Here is an 18,639-nt window from a genome sequence, read left to right as displayed (position 1 = left end):
ACCCCAAACGCCCCAAAGGGGCGCGGGGAACTGCGCGGCCAACCCCAACCGCCCCGCAGCCAAAAGCTCCCCGCCGCCGGGACACTTTCAGGGGCGCGGGGAACGGCGCGGTCAGCCCCCACCCACCCACAACCAACCGCGTTGTTACCGTTCGCGGATGGCTGACTCTTCACGTGACACCGCGGCCGGCGCCGGCTGGGGCAGCACGGAACCCGGCGCGTACACGCACCTGATGCCGCAACGGACCGAGAAGTTGTCCTGGGTGAACCCCAGGACCCTGTGGCCGGCCCGCAACGGCACACTCGCCTCGCTGTTCGGCGACCCGACGGGCCACACCCGCAGCCGCTGGGTGGAGCAGCGGTCGGCCGCCGGCGCGCCGGCCGACAAGGTGGTGAGACGCGACACCCCGGACCACTTCTCCTTCATGGTCATCGGGGACACCGGCGAGGGCGACGACCCGCAGTACGCCGTCGTACCCGGCTTCCTGAAGGCGAGTCAGGGCACGGAGTTCGCCGTGCTCGCCAGCGACGTGATCTACCCGGTCGGCGCCGCCGACGACTACGGCACGAAGTTCTTCCGCCCGTACCAGGACTACCAGGCGCCGATCTACGCGATACCCGGCAACCACGACTGGTACGAGGACCTGGACGGCTTCATGCGCGTCTTCTGCGACGCGCCGCCCCTCGCGCCACCGCCCCCGCCCCGCCGGCTGTCGTCGGCCTGGTGGCGGTCGCTGCTGTGGCACAAGCCGAGCGCCCCCGACGAACAACGACTCGCTCAGGCGAGGAAGTTGCGTTCGGCCCCCGCCCAACAGGCCGTCCAGCCGGGCCCGTACTGGGCCGTCGACGCGGGCCCGGTGCGGATCATAGGCATCGACACCGGCCTCCTCGGAACCGTGGACGCCGAGCAGGGCCGCTGGCTCCGCGAGGTCTCCGCGGGAGACACCCCGAAGATCCTCGTCACCGGCTCCCCCCTGTACGTGGACGCCGAGCACCACCCCTGCCCCATCGAGGGCGGCGGCACGGTCGACGAGATCGTGCGCGACCCCGCCCATCACTACGTGGCCGCGATAGGCGGTGACATCCACAACTACCAGCGCTACCCGGTGGCGGTGGGCGGCCGCACCATCCAGTACGTGGTCGCCGGTGGCGGCGGGGCCTTCATGCACGCGACCCACACCATGCCGCGTGTCTCCGTCGCCGGAGTCTCGGAGGGCGACTTCCGCTGCTATCCGCTGCGCGGCGACTCACTGGCCTTCTACAGCGGGCTCTACGGGCGCCGGCTGCGCATGCGGCGTTTCTTCACCCTCACCGAGGACCAGGCGACCGCCGTCGTCTCCCGGCGGCTCGGCATCCCCCCGACCCGGGCCCAGGTCGGCTCCACCCGGGTCACCCCGCGCACCCGCCTCGTCGCGAGCCTGCTGGGCGCGGGCGGCCGTCCCGACCGCACCTCGCGGCTGCGCCTGCCGGTGCGCAAGGCGTACACCCGGCTCTTCTCGCCGGGGTCGGCGACGTACAGTCCGCCGTTCTTCAAGTGCTTCCTGCGCCTGGACGTCAGCCCGGAATCCGTCCGGCTGCGCTGCTTCGCGGCGACGGGGAACCTGCCGCAGGAACTCGATCCGCCCGTCGAGGACGAGGTGGTCATCCCCCTGGTGTGACCGGGGCGGCCACGGGACGGTTCCCCCGAATGGCGGCGCCCGGCTCGCGGGCGGACGATGAAGGAAAGGGGGCTCCGATCCGCGTGTCCGTGGACCGCACGGCAACGGCGGCCGGACCCCGACGCTGCTGCACAGGCTGGATTGGAGGGACCGTCATGATGGAGATCAAGGCGGTCGAGAAGCCGGACGAACGGCGGGACTTCCCGCACGGTCACCTGGAGGCCGTGCACCTCACCGGGCTCGACTTCGCCGTGGCGACGTTCGAGCCGGGCTGGCGCTGGTCCGAGTCGGTGGGACCGATCGCGGGCACCGAGAGCTGTCTGGTCCACCACAACGGTTACGTCGTCCAGGGCCGTATGCGGATCCGGATGGACGACGGGGCCGAGGGCGAGGTCGGTGCCGGAGACGTCTTCGTCTGCCCGCCCGGCCACGACGCCTGGGTCGTGGGAGACGAGCCCACCGTGGTGTTCGACTTCGCCGGAGGCATGGCACAGGAGTACGCGAAGGCCACCGACTGACACCCCCGGGCGGGCTACCCGCCCCGCGCCGAGACCATCGGGCGGCTCTCCCAGGTCGGCCGCCCCTTGGACCCGCCTGTCGACTCCGGCACAGCATCTCCCCCTCGGCACGGGGTCATTGGCGGCCGTCGCGTCTATTCTGGGGTCGCATGGAGGGGGCAGCGGGCAGCAGGGCGACCGGTGAACCGCCGGAGTCCAGCGCGTCGTTCGGCCCGCTCGTGGTCTCGTCGCCGATTCTGCGGGCCGCGCATGTCGTCCTGCCCGAGGAGAGCCCCGACCCCGTGCTGCTGCCGTCGATCACCCTGCTGGACCGCACGGCGTCCCACGGTGGTGACCGGGAAGCACTTCCCCTGCCCTCGGGACGGCTGCTCGCGGGGCAGTACCGGCTGATCCGGCCGCTGGGCTACGGCGGAATGGGCGAGGTGTATCTCGCGCTCGACACCAAGGTCGACCACCGCGAGGTCGCCATCAAGATCCTCCACCCGCAGCAGGCGGCGGCCTCCTCGGGCGCCCTGGCCCAGGAACGGCGGGCCCTGGTCGATCTCAGCCACGGCGACATCATCCGCGTCTTCAACTACGGCCACCATCCCGAGGTCGGCGACTTCCTCGTCCTGCAGTACGTGGACGGCCTGACGCTCGAGGAGGTGCGGGCGCGGGTCCAGGTGAACCCGGACGAGTTCGGCGGCGGTCGCTTCCACGAGTTCGTACTCGCCTACGGGGTGCGGATCCTGGCCGCTCTCGGACATCTGCACGCCGACCGGCCCGGCAAGGTCTACGGCGACCTCAAGCCGGACAACGTGATGCACGACGGCACCGCCACGAAGATCATCGATGTGGGGAGCGTCCGCTCGGCCGGCCTGCCCGGCCATACGACGGAGGGTTTCCGGGCGCCGACCGTAGGCCCGAACGGCCAGTCCACCGGCCAGGACGACCTGTTCAGCCTCGGGGAGACCCTGCGGCGGCTGAGCGGACTGGGCCGCTGCCCCGCCGACCTGGCGGAACTGGGCCGACTGGACATGATCAGCCCGCCGACCGGCACACCGCGCCCACCGGACGGCGACGAGACCCCCCGGGCCGCCGGAGCGCCCCCCATGACGGCGCCTGCTCCCCACGGACTCGGCCTGGTGTCGCTGGCCCGGGTACTGCACCGCGCCACCCGCGCCGAACGCGCCGAACGGTTCGCCACCGCGCGCGAGATGGAGGAACAACTGCGGGGTGTCTTCCGGGAGTTGCGGTCACTGCGGACCGGCCTTGAGACCTTCGAGCCGTCACCGCTCTTCTTCCAGTCGCCGTACGCGCTCGACGCGGCCCTCGGCTCGGCGCCGCCCGTCACCCGGTGGGCCGCACCCGACGCGCCCGCCCCGTACGCGCCGCCGTCGCCCGCCGAGGTCGCCAGCCGACTGCCCGTGCCGCGGCCCGATCCGCAGGACCTCCATCACGCCGAGCTGAGCAGGCTGGCCGACGCCGCTCCCGAGGCGCTGCTCCAGCACACCGGGGACTGGCGGGACTCGCCGGAGGTCCTGCTGCTGCGCTGCCGTCTGCGGTTGCGCAGCGCCGGGAGCGGCACCTCGGCCGCCGAGCGGGAACTGCGGTCCGCCGAGACCCTGATAGGCGCCGAGCGCGCCCCCTACGACTGGCGGCTCGGCTGGCACCGCGGACTGCTCGCACTCGGACAGGACCGGGTCGGGGCGGCCCGGCGGCACTTCGACGAGGTGTTCGCGGCGATCCCGGGCGAGTACGCGCCGAAGCTGGCCCTCGGCTACTGCGCCGAGCGCCTCGGCCGCTGGCAGGAGGCGCTGACGTTCTACGAGGCGGTCCGGCTGCGCAACCCGTCCCTCGGCAGCGCCGCGTTCGGCGCGGCGCGGGCCCGTCTCGCGCTGGGCGGGGAGCCCGCGTGGGACGACGCCGTACGGGCCCTGGACGCGGTGCCGCAGCACTCCCGGCACCGGACCGCCGCACGGACGGCGGCCGTACGCGTCGGCGTCGAGCATGTGCGCACCGCCGAGCGCCCGGACGAGGCCGCCGACCGGCTCCGCGAGGTACTGGCCAGGCTGGCCCGGCTGTTCCACGCGCACGGGCTGACGGACGAGCAGGCCCGGGTCCGTATGACGGCGGAGGTGTGGGAGGCGGTACGGGGCGCCCTCGTCCGGGGTGCGATCGACGCGGCGGGGCTGGCCGGGCTCGCCGCGGGCGCCGACGCACGGCTGGGACTGCCGTCCGACGAACCCGGTCTGCGCAGGGAACTCTCCCGTCTCTATCTCACCCTCGCGCACCAGGCCGCCCGTTCCGCCACCGCCGAGGACGGGGCCGTCGCCGAGACCCTGCTGGACCGTGCCTACGCGGTCCGCCCCCTCGCCTTCCGGCACCACCGGGACAGCCCCTGGCTCGGCAGAAGAGCGACAGCCTGGCTGCGGACGATCGCCCATACGCCGTCGCAGGGGTCGCAGAGATCGCACAGATCTCAGGAGCCGCGAGGGTCGCAGGGGTCAGAGCAGTCACAAGGGCCAGAGGGGTCAAGGCCAGAGGCGTCGCGGGGGCCGAGGGAAAAGAACACGCGGACGGACCGCGAGTGACCGGTGCAGGACGACGCGGACGTACGGCCCGGGACGCGGCTGCCACCACCGCACCGCCCGCGGCCACGGCGCCCGTACGTGTGCGCCGGGCCGCGCGGGGAGCGGTGGTCGTCGTCGCCGAACTCGCCCGCCGGCTCTGGCGCTATCTGTGGCCCTCGCCCACCGGCCGCCGCAACCGCGCGTTCCTGCGGGACCGGCTCATCGCGCTGCCCCTGCTCATGGTGGTGGCGTTCGGCACGCTCGGGTGGGCGTACATGGACGTACGGGACGACTCAGCGTCTCTGCGCGACCAGCTGGCGCCCGCGCTGGTCGGCCTCGCGAACGCCAAGGCGTCGCTGTTCATCGCGCAGGGCGAGGCCGAGAAGAACCTCGCCCAGGCGGGCGCGGCCGAACTCGGCGGCCTCAGCGAGCGGTACCGCACACGGGTGGCGCGGGCGACGCAGAGCCTCAACCAGGTCACCCGCAGCGGAGCCCTGACCGTGGCCGAGGAGCAGGAGCTGCGGGTGGTGTCCGCGCTGGTCGTCGACTACACGGGGTGGATCGGCCGGGCCCAGGGCCACGCGAACGACGCCGTGCTGCGGGACGCCGAGCTGACCTACGCGCGCAGCATGCTCTGTTCGGAGCCGGTGGCCGCCGCGGACCGGCAGGACCGCTATCCGCCGTGTCCGTCGGCGACCGGTTCCGGCGCGACCTCGATCGTGGACCGTGTCACGGAACTGGAGCGGGAGTTGCGCGACCGGCTCGCCGAACGGGCCGCCTGGGGCGGGGGCGTGCTCACCGCGGCCGCGGTCTCCGGGCTCGCCCTCGTCCTGCTCACCGTCGGGCTCTGGCGCACCCTGGTGTTCCTGCGCCGCCGCTTCCGCATCCGGCTCAGCGTTCCGCTGGCGGCGGCCGCCCTGCCGCTGCTCGCCGTACCGCTCCTGACGGCCGACGCGCTGCTCGCGCAGGACGCCCAGGCACGGTCCGCGCCGCTGGCCGAGGCGCTCGCCGAGCGGACCTCTCCGGAGACGGAGACGATCGCCGAGGAACGCCCCTTCGACGGCCCCGATCCCCAAGCCGTCGAGGTACTGGAGACCCGCATCGACGAGACGCTGTCCGACGGCCGACTCCCCTTCCTCGACGGGGTCGCGCCCTTCGTCCTCCCCGTGGGTCTGCTCGCCGCCGGGCTCACCGGCGGCGCCCTGCACGCGTACCGCCGCGAATACCTCGTGGTCGCCCGTCCGGGAGCCGTCTCATGACCCGCCGCCCGCATGCCCGGCGCGGGCTGCGTGTCCTGCTGGCCGGGTGTCTGCTCGCCCTGGTTCCCGGCTGCGCCTCGGACGACCCCGACCCCCTCGTCGTCCTCGGCCCGTGGACCGGCGCGGAGGGCGAGGCCTTCGAGTCCGCGCTCCAGCGGCTCGACGACGGGACCGGCAGGACCTACACCTACGAGGGCACCCGCTCCCTGCGCGAGACCCTCGTCTCGCAGCTGGAGGCGGACACCCCGCCGGATGTGGCGGTCCTCAACAGCATCGGCGAGCTCACCGAGTACGCCCGCCGCGACCAGCTGAAGCCGCTCGCCGAGCCGACCCGCGAACGCGCCTTCTCCCCCTGGGCGCCGGAACTCCTGGTGGACGGCAGCCGCCGCACCTACTGGGTGCCGCTGAAAGTCGACCTGAAGAGTCTGGTGTGGAGCAAGGAGGGCACGCCGAGCGACGATCCGTCGTGGTGTGTGGGGCTCGCCTCGCAGGCCACGTCCGGCTGGCCCGGGACGGACTGGATCGAGGACATCCTGCTCCACCAGGCGGGTCCCGGCCGCTACGCGCAGTGGGCCACGAGCAGGCTCAGCTGGCGCGATCCGGACGTCGTACGGGCGTGGACGACCTGGGCGGAGCTGCTCGCCGGCCGCACCGACGACTCCGTCGAACAGTCGCTCACGACGTCGTACGAAGGCACGTCCGGCCCTGCCGGGCCCCGCGGGCTGCTGAACTCCCCCGGCTTCGCGTGCACCCACGAGCACCAGAGCGCCTTCATCCGGTACGTGTACGCGGGCGACGACATCCGGGTGGAGCCGTCGGCCCGGTTCCTGCGCGGACGGGCCGAGAACCGCGACGCGTTCGAGGTCGCCGGTGACATGGCGGCCGTCTTCAGCGACGACGCGGACGCCCAGGAGCTGGTCGAGCGGCTGTCGAGCCAGGCCGGGCGGGAGCGGTGGCGGGCCGAGGCGGACCCCGCGGTGCGTCCGCTGTTCCCGAACACGACGGGGCTGCCGCCCACGGAGCCCGCGAACGTCATCGAGCAGGAGATCGACGGCCTGCTCAACTCGACGGCCCGCACCCTGTGTTTCGACGCGTCGGACGTGATGCCGCCGGAGCTGCGGGACGCCTTCCACCGGGCGGTCCTGGAGTTCTTCCGCGACCCCGCGGAGAAGCATCTCGCCTCGCTGCTGGAGCAGTTGGAGACGATACGGGCGCAGGTGGACGAGGACGCGGACGACGCCCGCTCGTTCCGGCCGCCCGAGGACATCTGCGCCGGCCCCGGCGGCTGAACGCCGTACGCCGGTGGTACGCCGTCGGCCGGCTCCCGGTGCGAAGGAGCCGGCCGAGGGGACCCGGTCCAGGCCCTTCACATCAGGGCCTGCGGATCGGTCACTTCAGGCGCTCAGGACGCGGGGCACTCCTTCCACGCCAGGTGGTAGATGGTGCTGAGTTCACCGTCCGTCGAGTCCATGGTCATGAAGCTGGTACTGGTGGGGGCCGACGTGCCGGCGTTGACGCGGAGTTCGGTGTTGATGTTGAAGTTCCGCTGGACACCACAGGGCGCCCAGACCAGTTGGGCCCACTCCGTGGTGTCCGTGGCCTGCCAGTTGTCGTCGTAGGGGCCTCTGAAGGGGTGCGTGATGGAGGCCGTGTTCGACGAGCCCTGGAAGTAGTACGAGGCCTTCTGGGTGCTGCTCGCCCCCGACTTGAGCGAGGCGAAGCCCCGGTAGTCCGCGCTGGCGATGGCGTACGTGAAGCCTCCCGGCACGGCGACGATCAGGTTGAGCTGGCAGTTCTTGCGGAACGCGGTGGGATCGGAGTTGCCTCCGACCTGGGCGAGGTAGTCGCTGTAGGTCACCGTGAAGGCGGTGTTGTCGGGGGACACGGCGACGGCGGCGGTGCCCTGGGGACAGCCGGAGCCGTTCACCGTGGCGACCTTGATGACGATCTTGTCCGGGGGCGGGTCGATGATCCCCGTGGACGGGTCGTGCGCGGGCAGTGCGGTGGCGAACAGAGCGGCGATCGCGCCGCTCAGAAACAGCCCACCGGTCATGGTGCTCCCATCCGTTGCGTCGGTGTTCCGGCGGCGGGGAGCGTGCCCCGCCGCGAAATGGGGGGTGCGGCCTCCGTGTACGGGGGCCGTCGCGGACCAGGTGCATGGGATCGGGGTGAGCAGTCATGCACAGTCATGCACATGTCAATCAATCAACTACATCGACACATCAACTGCATGCCAACCGCTCGGGTGCACTCGCGGCCCCGAATCTGTGAAGGTTCAATGAAGACGCTGTGAAGGCCGGGAGCGATCGCATCGTACGTAGCCCGACCGTGACGGGCCAGGGCGAACTCCGGCCATTTGTGCATGGCCGTCGACCCCGGCCGCCGGCGCGTCCGCCGCCGGCCGTGCGCGCGTCGCGTGGGGTCAGCCCTCGTACTCCGTCAGGTCGATCGTGTACAGCCGGAGGTCGTGTCCGTGGACCGGGTCCTGCACGGCACCCTCCATCGTCATGCCGAGCTTCTCCAGTACGTTCGCGGAGGCGCTGTCGCCCGGGCGGGGCGCGGCGACGACCCGGTCGATGCCGCGGTCCTGAAGGGCGAACTCGAGCGCCGCGTGGGCGGCCTCGGACGCGTACCCCTGGCCCCAGTAGACCCGGCCGAGCCGCCAGGTGATGGCGATCCTGTCCGCGATCTCGGGCGGGGAGTCGGGGACGTACAGGCCGACCGCTCCGGCGAGCTCGCCCGAGCCGAGGAGTTCGACGGCGAAGACCCCGAAACCCTCCTCGTCCCACTCCTCCTCCCACGCCTCGATGTCCTCCGCGGTCTCCTCCAGGGACCGCGGCCGGCCGTCGCCGATCCACTGCATCACCGTCGGGTCGGCGTGGATCTCGGACAGGGGCACGAGGTCGTCGTCCTGCCAGCGGCGGAGCAGCAGGCGGGGGGTACGGATGTCGTTCATACCCCCATCCTGTCGACACGCGGACGCAAGCGCGAAATCCGCGGTCTCCGCGGGTCGCCGTGGTCGTCAGCCGGGGCGCCGACAGCAGGGCGTCCGACCCCGGGCACGTCCGACCCCCTCGCCTCGCGAGAGACCGGCGGGCCCGCCTCTAGCTCGTGAGCCAGACGACCAGGACGGTGACGATCACGGCCAGCACCAGCACTGCCGGGAGGACGCGCTTCAGGACGGCGCCGCGGGCCACGCTCATCAGGTCCAGGGGCTGCACCTCCGCCGGGGCGGGCGGTGCGGACGCGGGGCGGCCCCCGTCCGACACGGGGGCGGCGGAAGCCGCCGGGCTCACCGGATCGGGCCCCTGCCCGGCTCCGGTCGTGGAGCCGTCAGCCACGGTGGTGCCCGGAGCCGCAGCAGCCGGCGCCGCGACCTCCGCGCCGGAGCCCGGGCCAGTGCCCGCACCGTGGCTCGCGCCGGTCTCGGGCCCGGTGCCAGTGCCCGTGCCTACGCTGTGGCCCGCGCCGGTGTCGGGCCCGCTGCCCGGTTCGTGGTCCGGGCTGGTGCCCGGCGCTGCAGCGGCCGGCGCCGCGGCCTCCGCACCGAGGCCCGATCCGATGCCCGAGTCGTGGCCCAGGCCAGCGTCCAGGCCGGTGCCCGCGCCGTAGCCCGCGCCGATGTCGGGCCCCGTGCCCTGGCCGTGGCCCAGGCCGATGCCCGGAGCTGTAGCGGCCGGCGCCGCGACCTCCGCGCCGGAGCCCGGGCCGGTGTCAGGCCCGGTGGCCGACCCCACCGCAGCCGCAGCCGCCGGGGTCGGCCCAGGCTCCGGGCCAGCCGCGGGCACGGGCGCTGGCGGAGACACCGGCGCCTGAGCCTGGGGCTGACCCTGTGGCTGTGGCGCCTGCTGCAGTGGTTCGCCCGTACCGGGTGCCGGTTGCGCTCGGCGCCGCTCCGCCGCCAGTTGGCCCTCCAGGTTGTCGACGAACTGGGTCAGGAGTCGTCCGCTGATCTCCTCGATCATTCCTTTGCCGAACTGCGCCACCCGGCCCGTGATGGTGAGCCGGGTGTCCACGGTGACCCGTGTTCCGTCCCCGTCCGGCGCCAGCCGGGCGGTGACCCTGGCGTCGGCGTTGCCCTGACCCCGGGTGTCACGGCCCCGCGCGTGAAGTACCGCCGTACGCCCCGCCTCGTCCTTCTCCTCGAAGGAGACGACCCCCTTGTACTGGACGGTCATGGGGCCGACCTTGACCTTCACGACGCCGTTGTAGGCCTCGCCGTCCACGCCGGTGAGCTGGGCACCCGGCATGCAGGGAGCGATCCGCTCCACATCGGTCAGCAGGGCCCAGGCCCCGTCGGGCGGCAGGTTCACTCGGAACTCGTTGGTGAAGTCCATGACGGACACACCATGGGCGCGGCCCGCCGGAGCGTCAACGCGCTCTTCAGCCTTTGCTTAAGACGCCCGGCGGGCAGGGAAGGCAGACGTCAGCTCCAGATGGTGACGTGGACCGGCGGACGGAACTCGTTCATGGGAACCCCGTTGGACCGGGTCAGCACCGCCTGCGTCGCGGCCGGTGTCGTCACGAAGCGGCACAGCGCGGCGGCCGTCGTCGAGCGGCGTTCCCCGGTGAGCGCGCTCGCGTACAGCATGCCGCTCAGCCTCGCGCCCGCGACATCGAGCCGGATCAGTGACCCGCGCCGCAGGTCGTCGCGGACGACGTGCAGGAAGGCCACGGACAGCCCGGCCCCTGCGGCCACCGCGTTGAGCGAGGCCGTGACGCTGGGGAACGCCTTGGCACCGGTGGCCTCGACCCCGGTGTGCGCGAGGAAGGCACCGGACAGGGTGTCCGGGTCGAGCCCGGCCGGGCCCAGCAGCCATGGCTCGTTGGCCAGTTGGGCGGGGACCAGCCGTTGCCGGTGTTTCAGCGGGTGGTCCGGTGCGGCGACGACGGCCAGCTGGAAGCGCAGGAACGGTATCGACTCGACGGCCGGTGCCGGATGCGGCGCAGGCCCGATGGTGACATCGGCGCGCCGGTCGCGGAGCAGATCGCCGAAGACCGCCACCGGTACGGCGAGGGTCTCCACATCGAGGTCGGGCTGCCTGCGGCCGAAGGACGTCAGCAAGGCGGGCAGCACCTGTTCCACCCCGGCCTCCGTGGACGCGACGCGCAGATGGGCGGTGCCGGAACTCGCCTGGCGGACACGGTGCCGGGTCTCCTCGGCGAGACCCACGATCTCGGCGGCGCCCGCGGCCAGCCGGTTGCCGCCCGGGGTGAGGCTGATCCCGCCCGCGGCCCGGATGAAGAGCACGTCGCCCAGTTCGCGGCGGAGCGCGGCGACCGCCCCGGAGACGGCTGCCTCGGTCACTCCGAGCGACTGGGCGGCACCCTTCACGGATCCCAGGCGGGCCACTGTGACGAATGCGCGCAGCTGAGTCAGCGTCATGTTCGCCATTACAACGGCTGTCCGGCCGGTAGGACCCGTTCCGTCGGCAGCCGACTTAAGCATTCGCTTGAGTCGCCGTTGACCGGCCCGTACGTCCGCGCGATCGTTCCCCCCGGACCGCACCGCCGGACCGCCGGACCGCCGGACCGTTGGACCACTGGACCACTGGACCGCCGGATGCCGGGCCGGTCCCGGTCCTCAAGGGGAGGGAACGTGCCGTGCAGGTACCCGCTTCGTTCGACTACCGGCGTGCGACGAGCGTGGCCGAGGCGCTGGAGCTGCTGCGGCGCTACGGCGAGGAGGCCAGGGTCGTGGCAGGCGGACACAGCCTGCTGCCCATGATGAAGTTGCGCCTCGCCGGACCCGAACTGCTCGTAGACATCAATGACCTGCACGAACTCGACCACATCGAGCAGGTCGGGGACGAGCTGCACATCGGCGCGCTGACCCGGCACCGCACCCTCCTGGAGTCACCGCTGGTCGGCCGGTACTTCCCCATCGTCCACGACGCGGAGAAGGTGATCGCCGACCCGCCGGTCCGCAACCGGGGCACCATCGGCGGCTCCCTGTGCCAGGCGGACCCGTCGGAGGACCTGTCCGCGGTGTGCGGGGCCCTGCACGCGCGTGTCGTGATCCGCGGGGAGGCCGGCGAACGGATCGTGCCCATGGCCGACTTCCACCAGGGCCCGTACGAGACCGCGGTGGGCGTCGGCGAGATGCTGGTCCAGGTGCGGATCCCGGTCCTGCCGGGTGCGGGCAGCGCGTACGAGAAGGTCGAGCGCAAGTCCGGCGACTGGGCGGTCGCCGCCGCCGGGGTCGCGCTGACCCTGCGCGAGGGCCGGATCGCCGAGTCGGGCGTGGGGCTGGCGGCGGTGGGCGCGGGCGCGCTGAACCTCGGCCCGGTCCAGGAGCTGCTGGACGGCAACGAGCCGTCCGAGTCGCTGTACGAGGAGGCGGGCCGGCTGGCCTCCGCGAACTGTTCGCCGGTCACCGACGGCCGGGGCAGCGCCGAGTACAAACGCCATCTGGCCGGCGAACTCACCAGGCGGGCCCTGCGGCGGTCCGTCGCAAGGGCACGGACCGCCCAGGGCACCACAGGGGAGGCGTGAGGCGTATGCGGATCACTGTCGACGTCAACGGCGAGGACAGGACCCGGGAGGTCGAGCCCCGCCATCTGCTCGTGCGGTTCCTCCGCGACGACCTGGGGCTGACGGGCACCCACTGGGGGTGCGACACCAGCAACTGCGGCACCTGTGTGGTGCTGATGGACGGCGAACCCGTGAAGAGCTGCACGGTCCTGGCGGTGATGGCGGCCGGTCATGAGATCCGTACGGTCGAGGACCTGGCGGACGGCGACAGGCTCGACCCCGTGCAGCAGGGGTTCATCGAACAGCACGGGCTGCAGTGCGGGTTCTGCACACCGGGCATGATGCTGGCCGGCCGGGCGCTCCTGGACCGCAATCCGGACCCGTCCGACCAGGAGATCCGCGAGGCCATCTCCGGGCAGCTGTGCCGGTGCACCGGCTATCTGAACATCGTCAAGTCCATCCAGTGGGCGGCCAGGGAACAGGCCACGGCCGCCGCCCCGGAAGCCACAGCCACAACGACAGCGACAGCGACAGCGACAGCCACAGCCACAGGGGGCCAGACATGACCGCCGTCGACGAACCCCCGGTGACACCCCAGGAGCCGGAGCAGGGACAGGGACGGGGACAGGGACAGGCGCACGAGCGGCCCATCGGCTTCGGCCGGATGAAGCGCAAGGAGGACCCCCGCTTCGTCCGCGGCAAGGGCCGCTATGTCGACGACATCCAGCTGCCCGGCATGCTGCACGGCGCGGTCCTGCGCAGCCCGTTCGCGCACGCCCGCATCCTCTCCGTCGACACGTCCGCCGCCGAGGCGCACCCCAAGGTCAAGGCGGTGATCACCGGCGAGACCCTGGCCGGGCTGGGGCTCGCCTGGATGCCGACCCTGTCGATGGACACTCAGGCGGTGCTCGCCACCGACAAGGTCCGCTTCCAGGGCCAGGAGGTCGCGTTCGTCGTCGCGGAGGACCACTACGCGGCGCGGGACGCGATCGAGCTGATCGACGTCGAGTACGAGCCGCTGGACCCGGTCGTCAACGCCCGGCACGCCCTCGCCCCCGAGGCTCCCGTGATCCGGGACGACCTGGAGGGGCGTACGGACAATCACGTCTTCGACTGGGAGGCGGGTGACAGCGCGGCCACCGAGGAGGTGTTCGCGCGGGCCGACGTCGTCGTCGAGCAGACCATGCTCTATCCGCGGGTCCACCCGGCCCCGCTGGAGACCTGTGGCGCGGTCGCCGCCATGGACCCCGTCGACGGAAAGCTCACCCTCTACTCCACCACCCAGGCGCCGCACGCCCACCGCACGCTCTACGCGATGGTGGCCGGTATCCCCGAGCACAAGATCCGGGTGGTGGCCCCAGACATCGGCGGCGGGTTCGGCAACAAGGTCGGCATCTATCCGGGGTACGTGTGCGCGATCGTCGGGTCGATCGTCACCGGGCGGCCCGTGAAGTGGATGGAGGACCGCTCCGAGAACCTGATGAGCACGTCCTTCGCCCGCGACTACCACATGGCCGGTGAGATCGCGGCGACGCGGGAGGGGCGGATCCTGGGTGTCCGGGTCAAGGTCCTGGCCGACCACGGCGCCTTCAACTCCACGGCGCAGCCGACCAAGTACCCGGCGGGCTTCTTCCACATCTTCACCGGCTCGTACGACATCGAGGCCGCGCACTGCGAGGTCACGGGCGTCTACACCAACAAGGCTCCCGGCGGTGTCGCGTACGCCTGCTCCTTCCGGGTCACAGAGGCGGTCTATCTCATCGAGCGGCTGGTGGACTGTCTGGCCGACGAACTCGGCGCCGATCCTGCCGAGTTGAGGATGCGCAATCTGCTGCGCCCTGAGCAGTTCCCGTACGAGAACAAGACCGGCTGGACGTACGACTCCGGTGACTACCCGGCCTGTCTGCGCAAGGCCATGGATCTCGTGGGGTACGAGGAGCTGCGCAAGGAGCAGAGCGAGAAGCGTGCCCGGGGCGAACTCATGGGCGTCGGGCTCTCGTTCTTCACCGAGACGGTCGGCGCGGGGCCCCGCAAGCACATGGACATCCTGGGCCTCGGCATGGCGGACGGCTGCGAGCTGCGCGTCCATCCGACGGGCAAGGCGGTCGTGCGGCTGAGCGTGCAGACCCAGGGGCAGGGCCACGAGACGACGTTCGCGCAGATCGTCGCGGAGGAACTGGGCATCCCGCCCGAGGACATCGACGTCGTGCACGGCGACACCGACCAGACGCCGTTCGGACTCGGTACGTACGGCAGCCGCTCCACTCCGGTGTCGGGCGCCGCGGCGGCCGTGGTGGCGCGCAAGGTGCGGGACAAGGCGCGGATCGTCGCGGGCGCCATGCTGGAGGTCGCCCCGGACGATCTCGCGTGGACGAAGGGCCGTTGGTCGGTCGAGGGCGACCCCTCGATGGCGGCGACCATCCAGGAGATCGCGCTCGCCGCGCACGGCTCCCTGGAACTGCCGGACGGCGTGGAGGGACACCTGGAGGCGACGACCGTCTACAACCCGCCGAGCATGACGTACCCGTTCGGCGCGTACGTCTGCGTGGTCGACGTCGATCCCGGCACGGGCTCGGTGAAGGTACGGCGGTTCGTGGCGGTGGACGACTGCGGGACCCGTATCAACCCGATGATCATCGAGGGGCAGGTGCACGGCGGTCTCGCCGACGGCATCGGGATGGCGCTGATGGAGATCATCGGCTTCGACGAGGACGGCAACTGTCTCTCCGGGTCCTTCATGGACTATCTGCTGCCGACCGCGCTGGAGGTGCCCGCCTGGGAGCTGGACCACACGGTCACGCCGTCCCCGCACCATCCGTTCGGGGCGAAGGGCATCGGCGAGTCCGCGACCGTCGGTTCACCGCCGGCCGTCGTCAACGCCGTCCTCGACGCCATCGGCGTACGCCATGCCGACATGCCCCTCACCCCGAGCCGGGTGTGGCAGGCGCTGCAGGGCGGCGAGGTGGAGGCACCGCAATGAGTCCCGTCGTACCACCGCCTCCCGGAGTGCTGGAGGCACGCATGGCCGAACTGACGGGACGTCATGTGCCGTTCGTGAAGGCCACCGTGGTGCGGGCCCGCCGGCCGGCGAGCGCGCGGCCGGGCGACACCGCGCTGGTCCTATCGGACGGCAGGATCGAGGGTTTCGTCGGAGGGGTCTGCGCGGAGGCGACCGTACGGGTGCAGGCGCTGCGGACCCTGCGCAGCGGTGAGTCCCTGCTGCTGCGCATCTCACCGCGGGAGACGGCGGACGGCACCGGGGAACCGGTCGTCGAGGAGGGCGCGGTCAGCGTCTGCAACCCCTGTCTGTCCGGTGGCGAGCTGGAGATCTTCCTGGAGCCCCTGCGGCCCGCGCCGCGTGTCGTGGTGTTCGGTGAGTCCCCCATCGCCCGCGCGCTGCTCGCCTTCGGTCCGGCGCTCGGTTACGCGATCACGTCGGTGTCCGGTGCCGACGTGCTCGGCGCGCAGGCGCCGGCCGGAACGCGGGCCGTGGTGATCGCCTCCCACGGCCGCGACGAGGAACGGGTCCTGATGGCGGCGGTACGGGCCGGTGTGCCGTACATCGGGCTCGTCGCCAGTCCCCGGCGCGGGGCGGCGGTGCTGGCCGGGCTCGCCCACGAGCTGGACGAGGAGCAGCGGGCCCGCGTCCGCACTCCGGCGGGCCTGTGGATCGGGGCCCGTACGCCGGGCGAGATCGCGCTGTCGATCCTGGCGGAGGTGGTACGGGAGGTGCGCTCACCGTCGCCGCCGGCTGAAGCGGCTGAGACAGCTGAGGCGGCTGCCACGGCTGGCGCGGTCGTTCCGGTGACCGTCGTCGACCCGGTGTGCGGGATGGAGGTCGTCGCCGCCGAGGGCGGAACGCCCTTCTCGGACGCGGGTGGCGGTCGTCGGCGGTGGTTCTGCCGCCCCGCCTGTCGCGACGCGTACGAGAAGGACCCCGCCCGCTACGCGCGGGCCGGGGCGGGGTCGGAGGCCGGGGCTTCGTGAGCGAGTACGTCGAGCGCGCCCTGCCGGGCGTCGGGAGTCTGCGCGCCGCGCTGGACGCACTGGGCTACCTCGCCGACGACGGCCTGGTCACCGCCCTCTTCCTGGCGCTGCGCCTCCCCCAGCCGCTGCTCCTTGAGGGCGAGGCGGGTGTCGGCAAGACCGAGGCGGCCAAGTCGGTGGCCGCCGTCCTCGGCAGCCCGCTGATCCGGCTGCAGTGCTACGACGGCCTGGACGCGGCCGAGGCGCTGTACGAGTGGAACCATCCCCGCCAGTTGCTCGGCATCCGGCTCGCCGAGGCACGCCACGAACAGATCGGCGAGGACGACCTGTTCAGCGAGGCGTACCTGCTGCGGCGGCCGGTGCTCGCCGCGCTCAGCCATCCCGGCCCGGCGCCCGCCGTCCTGCTCATCGACGAGATCGACCGCGCCGACGACGACTTCGAGGCGTTCCTGCTGGAGGTGCTCGCCGAGGCCGCCGTCACCATCCCGGAGCTTGGCACCGTACGGGCCGAGGTGCCGCCTGTCGTGCTGCTCACCTCCAACCGCACGCGCGACCTCCACGACGCGCTCAAACGCCGGTGCCTGTACCACTGGATCGACTATCCGGAGACGGAGCGGCTCATCGAGATCGTGCGGCGGCGGGTGCCCGGCACGTCACGCGAGCTGGCGGTCGCGGTGGCGGCGGCCGTACGGCGGCTGCGGGCGCTGGAGCTGCAGAAGGCGCCCGGTGTCGCCGAGACCATCGACTGGCTCTCCGCGCTGCGGCTGCTCGGTGTGGACGTCCTGGACGAGGGGATCGCCGGAAGCACCCTCGGCTCGCTGCTCAAGTACCGGGAGGACCAGGAGTCGGTGCGCGACCGCGGTCTGGCGTGGCTGGTCGCGGGCCGGCGGCCGTGACCGCGGTGCGGGTGCCGCTCTTCGACCGGGCCGAGTTCGGCGTCCGGCTGGGCGCGGAGCTGCGCCGCGCCGGGGTGGTGGTGACCCCGGAGCGGTCGGTGCGGTTCCTGGAGGCGCTGCGCGTGCTGCCGCCGGTGGACCGTGCGGCGCTGTACTGGGCGGCACGGCTGGCCTTCGTGACGGGGCGCGAGCAGATCGGTGCGTTCGACCGGGTCTTCGAGGCGGTCTTCGGCGGCCTGCCGCGTTCCGTGTCGCTCTCCGTGCGCCAAGGTCGCGGGCGGCCCGTGCCCGGGGCGGACGCCGAGCCGGATCCCGTGGCCGGGCGGGCCCCGGTGGCTCCCGGGGCCCGCCCGGACGTCCTCACCACCTCGCACCTCGGCGCGGTGTCGGACCGCGATCGCGTACGCGGGCCGGGGCGGGACGAGCGGACCGAGGCGCTGCCCACCGTGGGCAGCACGGCCGAGGTCCTGGGCCACAAGGACTTCGCCACTCTCGACGCGGGTGAAATGGCCGAAGTGGACCGGCTGCTCGCCCTGTTGGAGCTGCGGACGCCGTTGCGCCGTGGCCGCCGCCGGGAGACCGGCCGACGCGGGCGCCGCATCGATCTGCGCCGCACCCTGCGCGCCGGACAGCGCACGGGGGGCGAGGTGCTGTCCCTGGCACGCAGCCGCGACCGGCTCCGGCGGCGACGGCTGGTGCTGCTGTGTGACGTCTCGCGCTCGATGGAGCCGTACACACGGGCCTACCTGCGGCTCTTTCCGCGCGCCGCGGCCGGGGGCGCGGCGGAGGCGTTCGTCTTCGCGACCCGGCTCACCCGGCTCACCCCGGTGCTGCGGCACACCGGGCCGTCGGGCGTGGACGCGGCGCTGCGCCGGATGGGCGGCGCGGCGTCCGACTGGTCCGGCGGCACCCGGATCGGCCACGCGCTGGCGGAGTTCAACAACCGGTACGGCCGCCGGGGCATGGCACGCGGAGCGGTGGTGGTGGTCTTCTCCGACGGGTGGGAGGGCGAGGACCCCGCCGCGGTCGGGCGGGAGATGTCCCGCCTCGCGCGGCTCGCCCATCGGATCGTCTGGGTCAACCCGCGCAGGGCGGCGCCCGGTTACGCCCCGCGCACCGGTGGTATGGCCGCCGCCCTCCCCCACTGCGACGCGTTCGTGAGCGGGCACAGCCTCACGGCTCTCATCGAGGTGACCGAGGCGATCGCGGACGACGGGGACCGGCGGCCCCGCCGGCGGTGAGCCCTGTCGTCCATGTTCCGTCGGCGGTGAGCCCTGTCGTCCACGTCCCGCCGGG

General features: G+C 72.7%; 15 protein-coding genes. 11 read left to right on the top strand and 4 right to left on the bottom strand.

Going from position 1 to position 18,639, the window contains the following annotated elements; genetic code table 11:
• The first annotated feature begins 157 nt into the window (after positions 1–157).
• The 5 genes from IE278_RS00310 to IE278_RS00290 all read left to right on the top strand — a co-directional run bounded on the left by IE278_RS00310 (position 158) and on the right by IE278_RS00290 (position 7,275).
• On the top strand, positions 158–1,657 hold the full coding sequence (locus IE278_RS00310; protein ID WP_189767494.1) for a metallophosphoesterase family protein: 1,500 nt from the start codon (positions 158–160) through the stop codon (positions 1,655–1,657).
• A gap of 155 nt (positions 1,658–1,812) precedes the next feature.
• A complete protein-coding gene (locus IE278_RS00305; protein ID WP_189767493.1) occupies positions 1,813–2,175 on the top strand; it encodes a cupin domain-containing protein in 363 nt (120 codons plus the stop codon).
• Between the two features lie 149 nt (positions 2,176–2,324).
• A complete protein-coding gene (locus IE278_RS00300) occupies positions 2,325–4,748 on the top strand; it encodes a serine/threonine protein kinase (protein ID WP_189767491.1) in 2,424 nt (807 codons plus the stop codon).
• Positions 4,745–5,986 (top strand): GlnX family signal transduction membrane protein, encoded by a 1,242-nt coding sequence (locus tag IE278_RS00295; protein ID WP_246569635.1) that lies wholly within the window; start codon positions 4,745–4,747, stop codon positions 5,984–5,986. The genes IE278_RS00300 and IE278_RS00295 overlap by 4 nt, the downstream gene beginning before the upstream one ends.
• Complete coding sequence (locus IE278_RS00290) at positions 5,983–7,275, top strand: alpha-glucoside ABC transporter substrate-binding protein (RefSeq protein WP_189767489.1); 1,293 nt, start codon at positions 5,983–5,985, stop codon at positions 7,273–7,275. Before IE278_RS00295 ends, IE278_RS00290 begins: the two co-directional genes overlap by 4 nt.
• 113 nt (positions 7,276–7,388) lie before the next feature.
• Here the strand turns inward: IE278_RS00290 and IE278_RS00285 are convergent, their stop codons facing one another.
• The 4 genes from IE278_RS00285 to IE278_RS00270 all read right to left on the bottom strand — a co-directional run bounded on the left by IE278_RS00285 (position 7,389) and on the right by IE278_RS00270 (position 11,372).
• Positions 7,389–8,039: a DUF4360 domain-containing protein gene (locus tag IE278_RS00285; protein WP_189767487.1), complete on the bottom strand. Its 651-nt coding sequence runs from the start codon at positions 8,037–8,039 to the stop codon at positions 7,389–7,391.
• A gap of 369 nt (positions 8,040–8,408) precedes the next feature.
• Complete coding sequence (locus tag IE278_RS00280; protein ID WP_189767485.1) at positions 8,409–8,942, bottom strand: GNAT family N-acetyltransferase; 534 nt, start codon at positions 8,940–8,942, stop codon at positions 8,409–8,411.
• Positions 8,943–9,090: 148 nt separating this feature from the next.
• Positions 9,091–10,323 carry an SRPBCC family protein gene (locus tag IE278_RS41775; protein ID WP_213089691.1) on the bottom strand — a complete coding sequence of 411 codons (1,233 nt, stop codon included), beginning with the start codon at positions 10,321–10,323 and terminating at the stop codon, positions 9,091–9,093.
• A gap of 89 nt (positions 10,324–10,412) precedes the next feature.
• Positions 10,413–11,372 (bottom strand): LysR family transcriptional regulator, encoded by a 960-nt coding sequence (locus IE278_RS00270; protein WP_189767484.1) that lies wholly within the window; start codon positions 11,370–11,372, stop codon positions 10,413–10,415.
• A gap of 218 nt (positions 11,373–11,590) precedes the next feature.
• Between IE278_RS00270 and IE278_RS00265 the strand changes: the two genes are divergently transcribed.
• From IE278_RS00265 to IE278_RS00240, 6 genes are read left to right on the top strand one after another with little or no spacing between them, the layout of a single operon-like run.
• On the top strand, positions 11,591–12,481 hold the full coding sequence (locus IE278_RS00265) for an FAD binding domain-containing protein (protein ID WP_189767483.1): 891 nt from the start codon (positions 11,591–11,593) through the stop codon (positions 12,479–12,481).
• A 5-nt stretch (positions 12,482–12,486) separates the two neighbouring features.
• Complete coding sequence (locus IE278_RS00260) at positions 12,487–13,026, top strand: (2Fe-2S)-binding protein (RefSeq protein ID WP_189767482.1); 540 nt, start codon at positions 12,487–12,489, stop codon at positions 13,024–13,026.
• Positions 13,023–15,440, top strand: a complete 2,418-nt coding sequence (locus IE278_RS00255) for an aerobic carbon-monoxide dehydrogenase large subunit (protein ID WP_189767481.1) — start codon at positions 13,023–13,025, stop codon at positions 15,438–15,440. The genes IE278_RS00260 and IE278_RS00255 overlap by 4 nt, the downstream gene beginning before the upstream one ends.
• Positions 15,437–16,447 (top strand): XdhC family protein, encoded by a 1,011-nt coding sequence (locus IE278_RS00250; RefSeq protein ID WP_213089690.1) that lies wholly within the window; start codon positions 15,437–15,439, stop codon positions 16,445–16,447. The genes IE278_RS00255 and IE278_RS00250 overlap by 4 nt, the downstream gene beginning before the upstream one ends.
• The gene (locus IE278_RS00245) at positions 16,444–17,343 is read left to right on the top strand and encodes an AAA family ATPase (protein WP_189767480.1); all 900 of its coding nucleotides are present in this window, start codon (positions 16,444–16,446) and stop codon (positions 17,341–17,343) included. Before IE278_RS00250 ends, IE278_RS00245 begins: the two co-directional genes overlap by 4 nt.
• Complete coding sequence (locus IE278_RS00240; RefSeq protein ID WP_246569633.1) at positions 17,316–18,584, top strand: vWA domain-containing protein; 1,269 nt, start codon at positions 17,316–17,318, stop codon at positions 18,582–18,584. The genes IE278_RS00245 and IE278_RS00240 overlap by 28 nt, the downstream gene beginning before the upstream one ends.
• Positions 18,585–18,639: the final 55 nt, after the last annotated feature.

Origin of the sequence: Streptomyces tauricus, from assembly GCF_014650955.1 — a bacterium.
GTDB classification, from domain to species: domain Bacteria; phylum Actinomycetota; class Actinomycetes; order Streptomycetales; family Streptomycetaceae; genus Streptomyces; species Streptomyces tauricus.
This window is presented reverse-complemented; position numbering and strand designations above follow the sequence as displayed.